This window comes from Pseudomonas sp. Irchel s3h14 (genome assembly GCF_900187425.1).
Classification (GTDB): Bacteria; Pseudomonadota; Gammaproteobacteria; order Pseudomonadales; family Pseudomonadaceae; genus Aquipseudomonas.
Genome location: NZ_FYDJ01000007.1, coordinates 137,711 through 153,319 on the forward strand (window position 1 = coordinate 137,711; position 15,609 = coordinate 153,319).

Sequence of the window (15,609 nt, forward strand, 5' to 3'; positions counted from 1 at the left end):
AGAGAGCAATAAAAATGAGTGTCTTTACTCACGTAACAGTCGGCACCAATGACCTGAATAAAGCCCGTAGTTTCTACGACGACGTATTGGGTAAGCTTGGCCACAAACGGATCGCGGATCTCGGCGACAACGGTTCCATCTGGGGCGAAGACGCACCGTCTTTCTTCGTCTTGAAACCAGCCAACGGTGCACCTGCCAGTGTTGGCAATGGCGTCACCGTCAGTTTCGAGGCACCGTCCCGTGCGGCTGTCGACGCTTTCCATGCCACTGCACTGGCTGCTGGCAGTGTATGTGAAGGCCTCCCGGGTCCGCGTAGCTGGGCACCGAACGCCTATGCAGCGTATGCCCGTGATCTGGACGGTAACAAACTAGCCGTCTATTGCTTCAAACCAGCTTAAGCCTGGTACGGGGCCAGCCTGGTTTTGGCTGGCCTCATCCGTAATCCTTCTCTACGGCGCTCAGGGCAATCCGGTCGAGATTCCCTCGCGAAGAAAGCGCAGTGTCAAGGCCCATGTCGCAGGTATCCGGGCGCGTCGCATCGTTGCATGATGGATGGAGCGTGAGGCGCAATCATTTTCCTCTTCGGAGGAGTCCCCCACGTTTGAGAACGAGCTTGATCCGCGAAGCAAATTTCTCCGCTTAAGCCGCTTCTTTATCACCTGCAGCCAATGTGAAAAGAGCCGATGAGCCAGGCGTGACGACCTCTGGCTTGTCAGCTCTCGATTGCATTTTTATCTTGAAGCCACAACAGCGGGTGCGTTTGTAAATGATCAGCCTCTCAAATCGGTCTCAGTTGTTCGCTGAGCCCGCTTGAAAGGCTGATCCACTGCTGTGTCCTGCCTGCTCAGAGACCGCCAAGCGCGACGTATTTGATTTCCAGGTAGTCATCGACACCATACTTGGAACCTTCGCGACCCAGCCCAGAGGCCTTCACACCGCCGAACGGCGCAACCTCGGTTGAGATCATCCCTTCATTAACCCCCACCATGCCGAACTCGAGGCCGTCGACGACACGGAAAATCCGGCCGATGTCACGAGCGAACACATAGGAGGCTAAGCCGAAGGGGGTGTCGTTGGCCATCGCGATGGCTTGCTCTTCGGTATCGAAGCGGAAAAGCGGCGCAACAGGTCCAAAGGTTTCGTCGTTGAAAATCAGCGCTTCGCGCGGCACATCGGCCAGGACCGTTGGCTCGAAATAGCTCCCGCCCAAGGCATGGCGTTTACCGCCAGTGACAACGCGTGCGCCTTTGGACAATGCATCGGCAATGTGTTCTTCGACCTTTTGTACTGCCTCTTCATTGATCAGCGGGCCCAGCAAGACGCCCTCGTGCATTCCATTGCCCACCTTGAGAGCTGCGGTGGCCTCAGCAAGCTTCTTCCCGAAGGCCTCGTAGATGCCTGACTGAACCAGCATGCGATTGGCAGCGACACACGCTTGGCCTGTGTTGCGGTACTTGGCTGCAATCGCACCCTTCACTGCGGCATCGATGTCAGCATCATCGAATACAATGAAAGGTGCGTTTCCACCCAACTCCATGCTGGTCTTCTTGATCGTCGCAGCGCATTGGGCAAGCAGTTGAGCACCCACTTCGGTCGAACCTGTGAACGACAGCTTGCGCACCACAGGGCTTGCAGTGAGTTCGCCACCAATCGCACGGGCCGAGCCAGTCACTACGTTGCATACGCCCGGAGGCAGGCCGGCGCGCTCCGCGAGCACCGCCAAGGCGAGCGCTGACAGCGGAGTCTGGCTAGCTGGCTTGATGACGCCAGCACAGCCCACGGCCCAACCCGGCCCCGCCTTGCGTGTGATCATCGCCGACGGAAAGTTCCACGGGGTGATTGCGGCGAATACGCCGATCGGTGCCTTCTGCACGAGGATGCGACGGCCATCTACGTTCTGCGGAATGATGTCGCCATAAATCCGCTTGGCTTCTTCCGCAAACCACTCGATGAAGCCCGCGGCGTAGGTAATCTCACCGCGCGATTCCACCAAAGGTTTGCCTTGTTCGGCGGTCAAAATCGTGGCCAGATCCTCGATGTTCTCGAGCATCAGGTCGTAGAGCTTACGCAGGACCTTCGCACGGTCCTTTGGCAGCGTTTTGCGCCAACCTTGCATGGCGCGCTCGGCTGCGGCAATTGCCCGCCGAGTTTCGGCACTGCCGCCGTTGGGTACACGAGCCACCAGCTCTCCGGTAGCAGGGTTGCGTACCTCAATAGTCTGGCCATTGTCGGCCTGAACCCATTCGCCATCAATCAGCATGGCCTGGCGGAGCAGGTCAGGGTCCTTCAGGTGCAGCGTTACGGTTCCATTCATGGGGCTGATCTCACAGGGGATTGCGGCCGACGAAGAAAGCTTCGTCGAGATCGCTGGTTGGATTCAGGCCAGCGGCTTCGAGCCCCTTGCGCAGCACAGTCATGTCGCGCTGGTACACCCGCTGCGTCGGGTGTGGCAGGGGACCGCCGTTGTAACCCTGTAGCCATCCCTGATACTTCCACATCATGCGATTGAGCAGGCCGTTTGCCGCCATCGGCAGGCTCGCAAACGCTTTGCGAGCAGGGTCCATCTTGTACCAAAGCTGTGTTGCTTCGTCGTAATTGCCTGCTTGGATCAGCTTGTGAATCTGTGGCAATAACGGACCGTAGTAGGACGAATAGTTGGTGCCGCAGAAAGGGATATCCATCACCTGCGCGAGGGGCACGTACTCGTACTCGAGTGGGGAAGAGATAACCACTTCCTTGTGGAATTCGCGGTGCACCTCGATCGCCGACATGATGTAGGGCAGGCCGCCTTCAGCCTTGATCGCAACCACGTTGGGGATCTCGTCCACCATACGACGCAGCACCGACAGCGGGATGTCGGCGGGGTGCAGACGGCTAAAGCCCCAAGCGGGTAGCGGGAAGATGATTACCCCGAGGTTTGTCGCTGCGCAAATGGCCTTAGTGTATTCGAAAACCTCGTCATAGGACTTCGGAAAGAAATACGGCGGGTAACCGAGCAACACCAGGTCGGCACCGGCATCTTCGGCTCTTTTGACCGCTTCAATGTTGTCTTCCAATGTGTTAAACACCGCGTGATGGACAATGACCAGTCGCCCCGCAGCCTGGTCAGCCATGATGCGGCAGAACTCACCGTACTGCTCCTGGGTGATTGCCACCTCGGAGCAGGATAGAGAACCGACGAAGCCGTGTTGGATTGCCAACTCGACGTCATGGCGCACCGCTTTTTCGTTGATGCGTTTGAAGTCCGACGTCATGGTCGGGATGGTCACGTTGGCGACCCCTAGGAGATGCTCGCGCGCCCAGTCGCGGGCGTCTTTCTTGTTGTAGCTAGCCATGTAGGAGTTCCTGTCGATCAGGGTGGGTTTATGGGGATTAGCGCTTTGTTTCAAAGTTCATCGGCAGTGGTATAGCCAGACCTGCTTCTAGTGCTTTGGTCAGGATCAGCTCCGCCACTACGATGTCCTGCAGACCTCCACCGACTGACTTGAACATCGGAGCCTTAGCGTGGGCCAGCTGTTCGTTGCATGCGCCGCTCATTAGGTCGGCTAGGCTGAAGGCTTTGTGATGAAAATCGATTCCGGCGGCGCGGGCAGCGATCATGTCGCCCGTTTCAGTCAGGACTTCCTCCAGCGTGTCGCAGATGATCAGATCGCTACGCTCCACGACCGAGACATCGATTTCACGTTGTTCGGGGATGGTTGAGCCAATCGAGACAACAGTGGCGCCCGGTTTGAGCCAGTCACCAAACAGAATGGGCTCCTCGCCGCGTGAGCGAGCCGCAGTGAGGACAATGTCAGCTCCTTCCACGGCTTCCCGAGCGCTGGCTACACCTTTGGCAGGGATTCCCAAGTCGCTGCTGACTGCTGCAGCAAACGCTTCACGGCGTTCAGGGGTTGGACTGAAGACCGTTACTTCTGTGAGTTGGCGCACGCTTGCGAAAGCACGAGTGTGCATCGAGGCTTCCAGACCACTACCAAGGACCGCCAGACGTGCGGGGCCCCGAGGTGCCAATCGGTCGAGTGCTGCCGCAGAGGTAGCAGCAGTACGGAAACCGGTGACCAGGTTACCGTCGACGAAGGCCGCAATGTGGTTCGTCGTCCGGTCGAATAGCACGATGACATATTCAATTCCCGGTGGAGCATCGCCCATATTCGAGCCCATCAGTTTGGCGCCGAAGTATCGACCTCCAGGTGGGATAGCCGGGAGGGTGCGCAGCCAGGTTTTTTCGAGGATGGCGACGGTCCGGGGCGGGGTTGCTTTGACGGGAATAGGAAGACCGTACGCTTGCTGAAGCGCGGTAATCGCGTCTTTCCACCTGAAAACGGTCCGTGCGGCGTCGCTGGAAACGAAGACGGGGGCTTGATTGCTAGCGGGCATACTTCGTGCTCCGATGATTTATGAATGTGGGAGGAACACGCACGAGGCAGTATTGCTACGAACTGCTGTCGAGCGGGTCGGGGAAGAGGGATGATCAGCACTGTTCGTAAGGCTGTTGGTATTACTGCTCAGGATTTCAGGATGAAGAAAGCGCAACGGCTTCAATGAGGTGCTGTTCACTGATGTGGCTCCAAGTATCGTGCGATTCTATTTTAGATTTATAAACGACACGTAACGTATCTAAATTATTGTTGGCGGATATCTCCTGTGTCAATAAGAATTTTCAGGTAGCGGCGACCATAAAAACTGCGGTTGATAAAGCGAAACGATACGTATAGTTTGTAGCTGGGCAGCGATGGAATTTGCACGTGGAGACCGCGATGAAATTGGGGCGACCGTTGGTTGAAGGGCTCGATGGGCTGGTCTGCTGGACCAGCAGAGTCTTACTTGAACTGGGGCAAGCGCACAGTAGGCCCGCCGCAGCTGTCTTTGATGGTGGGCAGCGATTGCTCCGCAATCTCGACGAATCGGTACATTTTCATTGGTTCTTTTCGGGCGCCGACCTGCTTTGCATGCCGGTTCAAACCGAGTGGACAGGTGATGCAAGTGGCATTGCCGTTCAGGCAAGCGCCCCCCTGATAAGCAAGGTTCAACAAGGCTGGTTGTGGCAACCCCATGCCTGCGACCCTGCCGATAGATGAACAAATACCACCCGCCATAGAAGCGGAGAGGAGACAAGAAATGAATGAAATTAAGCGCGTTTTAATTGTAGGTAGTGGCATTGGCGGAGCTACTGCTGCCTACGCTCTACGCAGGGTGGGGATAGATGTTCATTGCATAGATATCAAGCCTGAGAGTTCTTCCGCGGGCTCCGGTATTTGCTTGTTGCACAACACTCTGCGAGCGCTGGACATGATCGGGTTGGCGCAACCCTGTCTCGAGAGTGGTATGCGCTTCGAGTCGTTCCTCCAGTTTGATTCCGCCGGGCAGCTCCTGCGTTCCAATCCCGCCCCTCCGAGTTGCGGTATTCGTCGGCCGGAATTGGCGCGCATCCTGGAATCAGCTGCAAAGAATGCCGGCGCGGTCATGGATCATGGTTTGACTGTTGAGAGCCTGAATGATCGTGGAGATTGTGTCGAGGTTCGATTTTCAGACGGTAGAGAAGCCACCTACGATCTTGTTGTCGCGGCGGACGGCGCTTATTCAAAGCTGCGACAGCAAGTTTTTGGAGCTGATTGCGGGCCTCGTTTTGCGGGGCAAAGCGTATGGCGCTTTAATGCGCCTCGCCCGGATCAGGTCGAAGGATTCTGCCTCTATCGAAGCCCTTCGGGTCGAACTGTAGGTTCGTTTCCAACCTCGAAAGACAGCTGCTACATCTTCTATCTTGAGACCAGCAAGGAGCCTTTGCGTATACCAGAGGACCAGGCTCATTTGCTGATTCGCGAAAGGCTTGCCGAATATGTTGCTCCGGCAGTGCGAGAAGCGCTCGAGCACGTCACCGAAGCCAAGCAGGTTATATTCCGTCCCCTGGACGTTACCTTGGTGCCAGCTCCCTGGAATCGTGGGCGGGTCGTACTGATGGGAGATGCTGCGCATGCGCCCACTCCGCAAATGACTTCCGGCGGCGGCATGGCCATCGAAGACGCCGTGGTGCTCGCAGAATGCCTGTCCACTACCACTACGGCCCGGGAGGCCCTCGCAGCCTACAGTGCTCGCCGTTTTGATCGTGTAAAAGTCATTTGTGACGCTTCGTTCCAGCTCTGCCAATACGAGCAGCAAGACCCAATCGGTAACAGGGAGAAATCGGCGGCTTTGCTGTTGCAGACCTATCAGTATCTGGGGCAACCCTTCTAAGCAGTCCTACCACTCGTGGACCTCGACTCGCCATGTTTGGCGAGTTGAGGGAGAGGCTTGGTTGGCTCGCCTATAATATTCAGCATGGCATGCTTAGTAGGCTTGCTCCCTGATCGTCAAGGTAAGGGCAATCATTAGGAGGTGGGTGAATTGAAGCGCAAGTTGTGCTTTGGTAGATGACCGCATGGTTGGATTTAAGCTGCACACTACGTGACTCAGTAAGGTTTGTTGGCTTGGGTGCCAATAAACCTGACACGATCAAATCAATTGGCATTGGTAGGAGTTTGGTTGTTTGTATCCAACAGGTGGTAGACATACTTTATGTGGGATTCGGCAAAGGCCTCATTAAGTGGTGCGTGACCAATCATCAGGCGCATATAAACCGCTCCATAAATCACATCCATGAGTATCTCTATATTCGTGTCGCTCGAAATTTCACCTTTGTTTCGCCATTCCTCGAGAGTTTCACTAATAACTGCTCGCCTTCCATAGTGAAATCTTTCGCGGAAAGCACGCAAAATTGAAGGGTCTGACTGACCCTCTGCGATGATTTGAGCAACCAAGCGACCTGGCCAGCCGGAGTATTGTTCTACAAGGGAGCGGAAATGATGGGCGATCGCTTCTCTTGGGCCAAGTTCCCGTGGAAGTGTCGTTTTGATGAGGTGATTTTCGATGAACGCATCAATGACTACGAGTGCCTTGGAGTCCCACCATCTATAAATGGTTGCTTTGCTAACGCCGGCCTCTCTTGCAATGGCCTCAATGGATATAGCCTGAATTGAATTGTCTTGCAGGAGTTTAATGGTCGCATCGAGGATCAGCAGGCGAGTAGCTTCGCTGCGTGGTCGCCCGACAGCTGAGCTTTTTTTCGATTCTGCTTTTTTGACTTGCATAGTCAACTTCCTGATAACGCATTTAAAAACTTCGTTTTGCCCCCGCTCGCCGCCGTACGGTTTTGTGGTTGGCAATCGAAACGGTTAGGCCAGTATATTTGCCGTAATGAAAAAATTCCACTTCAATTTCTACCCTACGGTATTGGAATTCGTACTGAGTCGTCGTGAAGAAATTTTGTCCGAAAAAACGGGGTTTGATGGTTGCTTGCGGAATGGATTTTTACGCATTTCAACTGCTGAAAGCATATTTATTTTTGTAAAACGATGCGTATCGTATATAATGTATGGGCGTGGTTGCGAGGATGGCTTCGCGGGGTGCGCATACCGAAGCCAGGAGGAGCTTGCTATGAATCCAGGTTGCGTTTCTTTGAAGAGGAGGGCAGTAGGAAATGAATGACACCATTAAAGAATCTATCGTGGCGGGTGTTATCGGAGGCGTGATCTCTGCAGTGCTGGCTTTTTTGATTGCTCATTTTTTCGCACCTTTCCCGCTCACTCCATTTGATAATTCTTTAGGGAATGGTCTGAGTGGTTTCTTCAGCGGATTGATGAGCGGGTTTGTAGGCGTATTTTTTGCGCTTAAAAAGATTGCCGGATTGTCGAGGGCAAGCTCATCTGGCCAATGAATAGCCTGAGTTCTCTGTTGGCGTGCAGGCTAGCAGGTCAGCGGTGAGCTTCTGATCGGGTTTGATCATAAGCTTGTTGTTTTTTTCTCCTGCCGCTTGAATGAGTACACATTTGGCGAAGGCGGGCATTCCATCAGAAAGCGCGGCAGCGGCAGCAAAAAAACCTGGTCGTTGATAGCGTATTTTTGCCGGAGTCTCGCATTCAGGTGGCAGGGAGCAGGCATGAATGCCCAGTCGCAAACGCACTATGGAGTCCTTAGGCCTGGCAATGTATCGCTGGCGCCGGGCTGTTGGCTCAGTGCAGGGTGCGGGCTTGGTTGGCTTCTCCTATATGTGACCTCAAAAGTCTGCTCAGGAATGAAGCTACCATTTGTTCTTTTCTATATCTTAACTTTGCCGTTACCAGCTATGTCTTTGTTTTTTAGTAAGTTTTTAGATTATCTGCTGCTTCGGGCAACTCATTGACAATACGATACGTCTAGTATTAGATTTGCGTCATCTAGAACGAGGAAAAAAAATGCCTACCAATACTCTTCGGGTGATGTGGTTCGTTCCTCCCGCCATTGCGGTGGCCGCTTCGTGGCAAGAGTCGCTTGGCTTCCGTCTTGAGTCCTCCAGGACACAGTCATCCGATGAGCAGTACCTGTTGCTTTGTGAAGGCGCGGTCGATGCAGTCGTGACGTCGATCGACAATGTACTGCACTGGAACCAGCGGCAAGGACCTGAAGACTTTGTCGTAGTTGCCCAAATTGAAACGACCACCCCGCTTCAGTTGATTGGATCCTCAAATCTGTCGGTCCCATCAGATTTGGTCGGCGCTAACATTCTGGTGGATGCGCCGGAGAACGGGTTTGTTATTGCACTCCGGGCGCTGCTGCAACAAGCCGGGCTCGGTACCGAGGACTATCGCCTGACCCCGGTAGGAGGCGTGCGTGAGCGTTTCTCCGCGCTCACCGAAGGGCAGGGCGATGCAACCTTGCTGGGGCCACCATTCGACACGATGGCAGTACAGCGGGGGCTTAGTCATATCGCAACAATACAAGATGTATTTTCTAACTTTCCTGGTCAAGGCCTGGTAGTAAGGAGGTCAGTGAGTCATGCCAATGAAGCGTTAAAGGCCTGGATTCACATGCTGCAAGCTTCATTAACCACCGTGCCAGATGACACGGCGAAGCTTAAAGAGTCTCTGGAGTCGCTCGGCCTCCCTCCCGAGGCAGTAACGGCGCTGGTTAATACGTTTCCAAGTACCTTGATACCCTCCCGTGACGGCATTGAACTTCTTATCGGCCAACGAGCCTTGCTTGGGTTGGCTGGGGCGAATGTTACGTATGAGCAGGTTGTCGATTGCTCTTTTTTGCAATAATTCCGGAGACCTATATGAAGAAGTTTTCGCTCGGTACATTTTCGTTGAAGTCCAGCCCACAACAACGCTTCGCTGGGCTTGTTGTAGACAGTAAAATTACTTCGGTCAGTAGCTTGGCTGAAGAGTTTGGAGTTAATACTCTCCGGGACCAAAGTGTGTTGTCGCTCCTTGAGAATTGGGAAGTTAGCTACGCTGCACTCGAATCCATTGTAAACAAAGCGTCGACATCCTCTTGGTATAGCGAAGATCAATTGATTTTTCGTCCAGCCATTGATCTGCCACGACAGGTTTTCTGCACTGGTGCAAACTACCGAAAGCATGTAGTTGATTTGACGGTCGACTCTAATGTCGGGCCAGAAGGTTTTAATAAAGATGAGCTCAGGAAGTGGGCCGAGGACATGATGGATCAACGGGTTGCCACTGGCGAACCCTATGTCTTCACCAAACCCGTCTCAGCAATCTCGGGTGCTTACGAAGATTTGGTGCTACCACCTACCACAAGCAAGCCTGACTGGGAGCTGGAGTTGGCTGTTGTTATTGGACGGAAGGGTTACAATATCCGTGCTGAAGACGCTATGGATTATGTGGCCGGTTACACGATTGTCAACGATATTTCTGCTCGCGATTTGATTCCCCGAACCGATTATAAAATGCTCGGGACAGATTGGTTGCGATCGAAAGGCCAACCAGGTTTTCTGCCATTGGGACCCTACTTGGTACCCAAGAACTTTGTAAAGGACCCTCATAATCTATCTATGCGCTTGACCGTTTCCGGCGTCACCATGCAGGACGAGACCACCGCAGATATGCTGTTTGGAATTGAGCAACAAATTGCATATATATCTAAGTATGCCAAGCTTTTGCCGGGCGATATTATTTGTACCGGATCTCCTGCAGGTAATGGCACTCACTATAATCGCTTCTTGCGAGATGGCGATATTATGATCGGCGAAATTGCCGGGCTGGGTACGCAGCGACAAAAGTGCGTTAGTTTCGATAAGTGAGGTGAAGAATTATGGATCCTGTCGTTGACAATCCAGATCGCGCCTTCTTGGAGCGAGTTATTGCAGAGGCCCAGTTCGATATTCCTCTGGAACTAACCCCCGGACTAAGTGCCCTTAGCGCCCGGCTAATTCAAGGGCGGCCTGGGGCTGTCGAGCTAAGCTACGAAGTTCCCGAAGCGGCCATTCAGGGTAATGGCGTCGTTGCTGGCGGCACCTTAATGACTATGCTTGATTATGCGATGGCTTTTGCAGTTCTTAGTAAACTTTCTTGTGGCCAAACCTGTGCTACGACCAGTATCACGGTGAACATGCAGGCCGCCGTCAAACCCTCGCGACTGAAAGTAAGTGCCACAGTCGAACGTGTTGGTCGCCAAGTTGCCTTCGCGAGGGCTGAATTATTCGACCCGCACCGTGAATTGCTCATAGCTAGCGCGTCGGCTTCTTTCTTTATTATGGACGTCGCCCGCGTTCAGGCCGCATAGCTCAAAAAAATTTACTCAATAACAATACAATACGTATCGTATTTAAGGTGGCTATGAATGAACAAGATTTTCAACACGGATTACAAGCCCGTACGAAGGATCGTGACCGGTCATAACGAAGTAGGTGAATCCATATTCACCAGCGACGGAGACACACCTAATGTGCTCGCGCAACCTGGCAAACCGGTAGCTCAGGTTGTCTGGGCAACCGGGGCAGGGCGCGCTGTAGGTTTCGATCCAGCACCGGCTGGTCATAAATTCGGTTTCCACTCTGATAAGGGGTCACTCCTTCGCATTGTTGACTTCCCACCAGATGAGGTCTACGACCAAGAAAAACTGGTTGAATTCCTCGACAGTGAAGGGGTTCGAGACAAGAACAAGCCGCGCCATTTTTGGTTCCACAAAACCGAATCGCTGGATTACGCCGTGGTACTCGAAGGTGAAATCGTCGCGATGATGGATCACGGTGAGACGGTCATGCGCCCGGGGGACGTGCTGGTGCAACGAGCCACAAATCACAGTTGGTCCAATCGCTCAAAGCACAACTGCCGGATGCTATTTGTCCTGCTCGCACTGCAGGAAGGAGAAGAGCTGTGAAAAAAATCATTATTACTGCTGCCATTACTGGTGGCGCTCATACGCCGTCGATGTCCCCACATCTGCCGGTTACTCCTCAAGAAATTGCTGATCAGGCAATTGAAGCGATAGAGGCGGGTGCGGCGATTGTTCATCTTCATGCCCGAAATCCTGAAGATGGTCGTCCCACTGGCGATCCTGAAATTTTCCGTCAGTTTGTGTCTCGAATTAAAACCGAAACTGATGCGATCGTGAACGTATCCACCGGCGGTGGTGGGCCAGCAATGCCGATTAGCGAGCGCGCTGCTGCAGGTGTCGCTCTGCAGCCAGAGATGTGCTCCTTGAACATGGGGTCGATTAATCTCAATCTTTCAGAGATGGCCGCCAAAGACCGGAATTGGCGTTATTCCTGGGAGGTAGAGCACCTCACTGCCACGAAAGATCTTGTCTTCCGAAACACTTTTTCCGACATCGAGTGGATTCTGCGAACTATCGGCGCGGCAGGCACGCGCTTTGAGTTCGAATGTTACGACGTCAGCCACTTGTATACATTGAAATATTTCCTGGACAAGGGCCTTGTTAAGCCGCCGCTATTCATCCAAACAATTTTTGGACTGCGGGGTGCGATAGGTGCTCACATCGAGGATGTAATGCATCAAAAACGGACAGCAGATCGTCTGTTTGGTGATCAGTATCATTGGTCAGTACTGGGTGCAGGGAAAGACCAAATGTCACTAGCGACGCTTGCGGCCATCATGGGTGGGAACGTCCGGGTCGGGCTAGAAGATAGTTTGTACATTGGGCGTGGTGAACTGGCGGTCTCCAACGCTGCTCAGGTGCAAAAAATTCGCAGTATTATCGAGCCGTTGGGCTTTGAAATTGCTACGCCTCAAGAGGCGAGGGAAATGCTTGCCTTGAAAGGGAAAGCCAACACGGCTTTTTAATTCATTAATGGTCTGTCCTGAATACAAGAAAAAGTAAAAGGTGCAGCGCAATGCAAAAGATCAAGAAAGTATTGATTGTAGGAACTGGAATAGGCGGTGGCACCTTGGCCTGTGCGCTCGCTGATCGTGGCATCGAAGTTCACGCAATTGATAATAAGCCTTCTATTTCTGCGGCAGGAACTGGGATTTGTCTTTTAGGTAACACATTGCGAGCCCTCGATTCGATCGGGCTGAAAAATGATTGCCTTGAGCGCGGGGCACCCTTCCAAATGTTTCGTGAGTTCGATGCTACTGGAACTTTGATCATGGCCTCTCCGATTGGAGACAACTGTGGCATTAAGCGTCCTGAGTTATCGAATATCCTTGAGTCCCATGCTTCCAGGCGCGGCGCGATACTGAGTAAAAGTATTTCAGTTGAGTCGGTTATTGACAAGGGTAAAGTTGTATTGGTTAGTTTTACCGATGGCACTGAAACTGAATATGATTTGGTTGTGGCGGCAGATGGTGCCTTTTCACGTTTGAGAGACCGTTTTTTTGGCGAAGAGCATCGTCCAAAATTTGCCAAACAGAGTGTTTGGCGTTTCAACGCTCGTAGACCCTCATCGCTTGATGGGTTCCATATATTCCGAGCTGCGGATGGGACGGCCGTTGGGGTTCTGCCCACTTCGGCAGAAAACTGCTATCTCTTCCATATGGAGAACAGTCAAGAGCACCTTCGGTACCCGGATGAAAATTTGGACAGTTTGCTCATTGAGAGGCTCCGTTCCTATGAGGCCCCTTTGATTCGTGAAGCGCTGGAACAAATCACATCGCCCGCAGATGTATTGTTTCGCCCGTTTGATGTGACCCTTGTTCCTGTTCCCTGGAATCGAAATCGAGTGGTCCTGTTGGGTGATGCCGCTCATGCCCCAACACCACAGCTTACCTCGGGTGGAGGTATGGCAGTTGAAGACGCAGTAGTTTTGGCTCAGGTACTAGGCGAATACTCTGCTGATGAAGCTTTGAAAATGTACAGCCAACGTCGGTTTGACCGCGTGAAAAGAATCTTTGACGCGTCCTATCAGCTATCGGTCTATGAGCAGAATCCACTCGCGAATCGCGACAAAAGTGCACAACTTTTAATGGATAGTTATCGCTTTATAGCTCAGCCCTGTTGATTAAAATTTAAAGGTGTTTGATGCATCGCCGACCATCAGGCTGCCTTTTTGCGCTCTCAAAAACATCCCAAATAAACGAAACGATTCGATCGTATTTGGCATGCACCAGTGAAGCCGATTTTACCGCGGCGGAGCCGTTCAGATGCTTGGCCTGCCAGGAGTTCAGGCTCGGCTGTAGTCGGTATGACAGATGGGCGGCACACAGGTTTGTCTTTACAAAACGATACGTGCCGTATAGCTTTAGGCTGTGCAGGCCACTATGCCGGCTCTGTCATAACGAGCCATTCCAACAAAAGAGGGAGATGATATGAAGCTCGGTCGTATTTCTGTTAATGGTCCTGACGGAGCGGAAGCGCGTTTGGTACTCGTAGTACCGGAAGAGAAACGGGTTATCGACCTGAAACGCGCCCTTCAGGAGCAGTTGTTCAAAGAAGGCTCTTCTCGGGAAGCCTCCTTGAAGTATGCAGATGCTGTATTCCCTGGGAGCATGTCGGCGGCAATTGCATTGGGTTCACCCTTTGTCCAGGCAGCTGAAAAAATCAACGCAACGCGTCCCGATGCCTACTCCACATCATTCGACCAAGTGACATGGCTCCCGGCTTCGGATCCATCTGTCGTGCGTGATGGGTTGACTTTCATTGGCCACATCAAAGGCTTCCATGAAAAAATTGGTCACGAGCCAACTCCCAGCCTTCTGAAAATTCCTGGGTACTTCAAAGGTACACCGCATACCGTCATTGGGCATGATGCCGAAGTCCCATGGCCAGGTTATATAGAGCACATGGATTATGAGCTCGAGCTGGGCTATGTCATCGGCAAGCGTGGTGAAAATCTCAACCCTGATAACGCACTTGACCACCTTTTTGGCATTACCATTTTCAATGATTTCAGCGCTCGCGACCGTCAAGCGATCGAGATGCCAATTGCAATGGGCCCTACCAAGTGCAAGGATTTTGCGTACGGCATCGGTCCGTGGATTACCACCATTGACGAATTTAAAGATCTCGACCGAATAGGTATGGAAGTTCGGGTCAACGGCGAGACTTGGGGTAAGGGCGACAGCTCAAACAAGCTGTGGACCGTAGGCGAGCTAATTGCCTGGTCGAGTCTTGGTGAAGCTGTTGTGCCAGGCGATGTGATTGGTTCGGGTACTATGGGTGGTGGTTCCGCTCTTGAGCTTGACCGGCAGCTCCAGCCAGGCGATGTCGTCGAACTGATCGTTGACGGCGTCGGAACGCTTCGCAACAAAATGGGACAACCGATCCCGGGTCTCTGGTGGCCCGAGGAGCGCAAGCCGTTCATGTGAGTGGATTTGTAATCCACGAGCGCATCGAAGATATCCGGCCCGCTCAAAAAGGCGGGCCTGACATAACAAAAACGCAATCTTTGATAGGTGTTGAAATGAACATCCTTGGTCCGGACACATTGTATTTTGGCGTTGATGATGTTGCGCTCTGCGAGCGGTTCCTGAAGGATTACGGCCTTGAGCCGGTAGGTGATGGACGCTTCGAGGCGTTAGACGGAACCGGCGTGGTTATCAAGCATCGGGATGATCCAAGTCTTCCCGCTTGGACATTGCCTACCGCAAACATGCTGCGCAAAACCATGTATGGCGTGAAAGATGCTGCCACTCTGGAAAGTATAAAAAAGGAATTTGAGGGGGAGCGGGAAGTCAAGACCTTGTCTGATGGCTCATTGGAGCTACTTGACGATGTCGGCTTTGCTCTTGGCTTCCAGGTCTCGATCAGAAAGTCGCACCAATTGAGTGCGGAGCGTGTAAACGCCCCTGGCGATATTCATCGCCAAAAAAACAAGACGGGCGTCAATGTCGATACCACGGAGCTGGCTCCTAAGCCACGAACACTTTCTCATGTAGTCTATTTTGTCCCAGACGCCGACAAGGCAGAGCGATTTTACGCCGACCGTCTGGGCTTCAGAGTTACCGACAGATTCATTGGCATGGGCCCGTTTCTGCGTCCTGCCGGTACTTTTGACCACCACACCCTTTTCTTCATCCAGACTCCTCCACACCTGCAGGGATGTGAACATTTTACGTTCCATATGGGAGGGCCGACCGAAGTGATGCAGGCCGGCTATGCGTTTGCTGGAAAGGGCTACGAATCGTACTGGGGGCCTGGACGTCACCAGTTTGGGTCTAATTGGTTCTGGTATTTCAATACCCCGATGGCTTGTCATATCGAATATGACGCCGATATGGATCAACACGATGATGAGTGGTCTCCACGGGAAGCTCCCGCTATCGTCGATAACTCCCAAATCTTCCTTTTTGACTGGCGCGAGAAATGGGCTCCAGGCGGAAAGCCTGATTAAAA

At 52.8% G+C, this 15,609-nt stretch carries 16 protein-coding genes; 11 read left to right on the plus strand and 5 right to left on the minus strand.

The features are described 5' to 3' along the window. Window positions 1-14: 14 nt before the first annotated feature. Window positions 15-398, plus strand: coding sequence for a VOC family protein (locus CKW16_RS15905; protein ID WP_095129204.1), 384 nt, complete (start codon window positions 15-17; stop codon window positions 396-398). Between the two features lie 446 nt (window positions 399-844). Here the strand turns inward: CKW16_RS15905 and CKW16_RS15910 are convergent, their stop codons facing one another. From CKW16_RS15910 to CKW16_RS15920, 3 genes are read right to left on the minus strand one after another with little or no spacing between them, the layout of a single operon-like run. Next, on the minus strand, window positions 845-2,296 hold the full coding sequence (locus CKW16_RS15910; RefSeq protein WP_305883232.1) for an NAD-dependent succinate-semialdehyde dehydrogenase: 1,452 nt from the start codon (window positions 2,294-2,296) through the stop codon (window positions 845-847). A gap of 28 nt (window positions 2,297-2,324) precedes the next feature. Continuing rightward, window positions 2,325-3,335: a dihydrodipicolinate synthase family protein gene (locus CKW16_RS15915; RefSeq protein WP_095129206.1), complete on the minus strand. Its 1,011-nt coding sequence runs from the start codon at window positions 3,333-3,335 to the stop codon at window positions 2,325-2,327. A 37-nt stretch (window positions 3,336-3,372) separates the two neighbouring features. After that, window positions 3,373-4,377 (minus strand): ornithine cyclodeaminase family protein, encoded by a 1,005-nt coding sequence (locus CKW16_RS15920; RefSeq protein ID WP_095129207.1) that lies wholly within the window; start codon window positions 4,375-4,377, stop codon window positions 3,373-3,375. Between the two features lie 741 nt (window positions 4,378-5,118). On the opposite strand from CKW16_RS15920, the gene CKW16_RS15930 reads away from it, so the two are divergent. After that, entirely contained in the window at window positions 5,119-6,231 is a 1,113-nt protein-coding gene (locus CKW16_RS15930; protein ID WP_095129209.1) for an FAD-dependent oxidoreductase, read from the plus strand. A 263-nt stretch (window positions 6,232-6,494) separates the two neighbouring features. On the opposite strand, the gene CKW16_RS15935 is transcribed toward CKW16_RS15930, so the two are convergent. Beyond that, window positions 6,495-7,124, minus strand: a complete 630-nt coding sequence (locus tag CKW16_RS15935) for a TetR/AcrR family transcriptional regulator (RefSeq protein WP_095129210.1) — start codon at window positions 7,122-7,124, stop codon at window positions 6,495-6,497. Window positions 7,125-7,513: 389 nt separating this feature from the next. Here CKW16_RS15935 and CKW16_RS15940 point away from each other — a divergent pair, with 389 nt between their 5' ends. Continuing rightward, complete coding sequence (locus CKW16_RS15940; protein ID WP_095129211.1) at window positions 7,514-7,750, plus strand: hypothetical protein; 237 nt, start codon at window positions 7,514-7,516, stop codon at window positions 7,748-7,750. Here CKW16_RS15940 and CKW16_RS31895 read toward each other — a convergent pair. Further along, entirely contained in the window at window positions 7,736-7,996 is a 261-nt protein-coding gene (locus CKW16_RS31895) for a hypothetical protein (RefSeq protein ID WP_141232743.1), read from the minus strand. The two genes, CKW16_RS15940 and CKW16_RS31895, sit on opposite strands and share 15 nt — an antisense overlap. 271 nt (window positions 7,997-8,267) lie before the next feature. On the opposite strand from CKW16_RS31895, the gene CKW16_RS15945 reads away from it, so the two are divergent. From CKW16_RS15945 to CKW16_RS15980, 8 genes are all read left to right on the plus strand, one after another. Continuing rightward, window positions 8,268-9,113 carry an ABC transporter substrate-binding protein gene (locus CKW16_RS15945; protein WP_095129212.1) on the plus strand — a complete coding sequence of 282 codons (846 nt, stop codon included), beginning with the start codon at window positions 8,268-8,270 and terminating at the stop codon, window positions 9,111-9,113. A 14-nt stretch (window positions 9,114-9,127) separates the two neighbouring features. Then, on the plus strand, window positions 9,128-10,117 hold the full coding sequence (locus CKW16_RS15950; protein ID WP_095129213.1) for a fumarylacetoacetate hydrolase family protein: 990 nt from the start codon (window positions 9,128-9,130) through the stop codon (window positions 10,115-10,117). A gap of 11 nt (window positions 10,118-10,128) precedes the next feature. Next, window positions 10,129-10,599 (plus strand): PaaI family thioesterase, encoded by a 471-nt coding sequence (locus CKW16_RS15955; protein WP_095129214.1) that lies wholly within the window; start codon window positions 10,129-10,131, stop codon window positions 10,597-10,599. Window positions 10,600-10,656: 57 nt separating this feature from the next. Beyond that, complete coding sequence (locus CKW16_RS15960; protein WP_095129215.1) at window positions 10,657-11,196, plus strand: cupin domain-containing protein; 540 nt, start codon at window positions 10,657-10,659, stop codon at window positions 11,194-11,196. After that, a complete protein-coding gene (locus CKW16_RS15965; protein WP_095129216.1) occupies window positions 11,193-12,119 on the plus strand; it encodes a 3-keto-5-aminohexanoate cleavage protein in 927 nt (308 codons plus the stop codon). The genes CKW16_RS15960 and CKW16_RS15965 overlap by 4 nt, the downstream gene beginning before the upstream one ends. Before the next feature lie 50 nt (window positions 12,120-12,169). Beyond that, the gene (locus CKW16_RS15970; RefSeq protein WP_095129217.1) at window positions 12,170-13,276 is read left to right on the plus strand and encodes an FAD-dependent monooxygenase; all 1,107 of its coding nucleotides are present in this window, start codon (window positions 12,170-12,172) and stop codon (window positions 13,274-13,276) included. A gap of 307 nt (window positions 13,277-13,583) precedes the next feature. Then, window positions 13,584-14,582, plus strand: a complete 999-nt coding sequence (locus tag CKW16_RS15975; protein ID WP_095129218.1) for a fumarylacetoacetate hydrolase family protein — start codon at window positions 13,584-13,586, stop codon at window positions 14,580-14,582. A gap of 95 nt (window positions 14,583-14,677) precedes the next feature. Continuing rightward, entirely contained in the window at window positions 14,678-15,607 is a 930-nt protein-coding gene (locus CKW16_RS15980; RefSeq protein WP_095129378.1) for a VOC family protein, read from the plus strand. Window positions 15,608-15,609 lie beyond the last annotated feature (2 nt).

Coding starts and splice junctions, on each gene's coding strand:
- CKW16_RS15975 (WP_095129218.1), top strand. CDS start 13,584: ATGAAGCTCGGTCGTATTTCTGTTAATGGTCCTGACGGAGCGGAAGCG.
- CKW16_RS15905 (WP_095129204.1), top strand. CDS start 15: ATGAGTGTCTTTACTCACGTAACAGTCGGCACCAATGACCTGAATAAA.
- CKW16_RS15940 (WP_095129211.1), top strand. CDS start 7,514: ATGAATGACACCATTAAAGAATCTATCGTGGCGGGTGTTATCGGAGGC.
- CKW16_RS15950 (WP_095129213.1), top strand. CDS start 9,128: ATGAAGAAGTTTTCGCTCGGTACATTTTCGTTGAAGTCCAGCCCACAA.
- CKW16_RS15970 (WP_095129217.1), top strand. CDS start 12,170: ATGCAAAAGATCAAGAAAGTATTGATTGTAGGAACTGGAATAGGCGGT.
- CKW16_RS15980 (WP_095129378.1), top strand. CDS start 14,678: ATGAACATCCTTGGTCCGGACACATTGTATTTTGGCGTTGATGATGTT.
- CKW16_RS15930 (WP_095129209.1), top strand. CDS start 5,119: ATGAATGAAATTAAGCGCGTTTTAATTGTAGGTAGTGGCATTGGCGGA.
- CKW16_RS15915 (WP_095129206.1), bottom strand. CDS start 3,335: ATGGCTAGCTACAACAAGAAAGACGCCCGCGACTGGGCGCGCGAGCAT.
- CKW16_RS15955 (WP_095129214.1), top strand. CDS start 10,129: ATGGATCCTGTCGTTGACAATCCAGATCGCGCCTTCTTGGAGCGAGTT.
- CKW16_RS15960 (WP_095129215.1), top strand. CDS start 10,657: ATGAACAAGATTTTCAACACGGATTACAAGCCCGTACGAAGGATCGTG.
- CKW16_RS15935 (WP_095129210.1), bottom strand. CDS start 7,124: ATGCAAGTCAAAAAAGCAGAATCGAAAAAAAGCTCAGCTGTCGGGCGA.
- CKW16_RS15920 (WP_095129207.1), bottom strand. CDS start 4,377: ATGCCCGCTAGCAATCAAGCCCCCGTCTTCGTTTCCAGCGACGCCGCA.
- CKW16_RS15945 (WP_095129212.1), top strand. CDS start 8,268: ATGCCTACCAATACTCTTCGGGTGATGTGGTTCGTTCCTCCCGCCATT.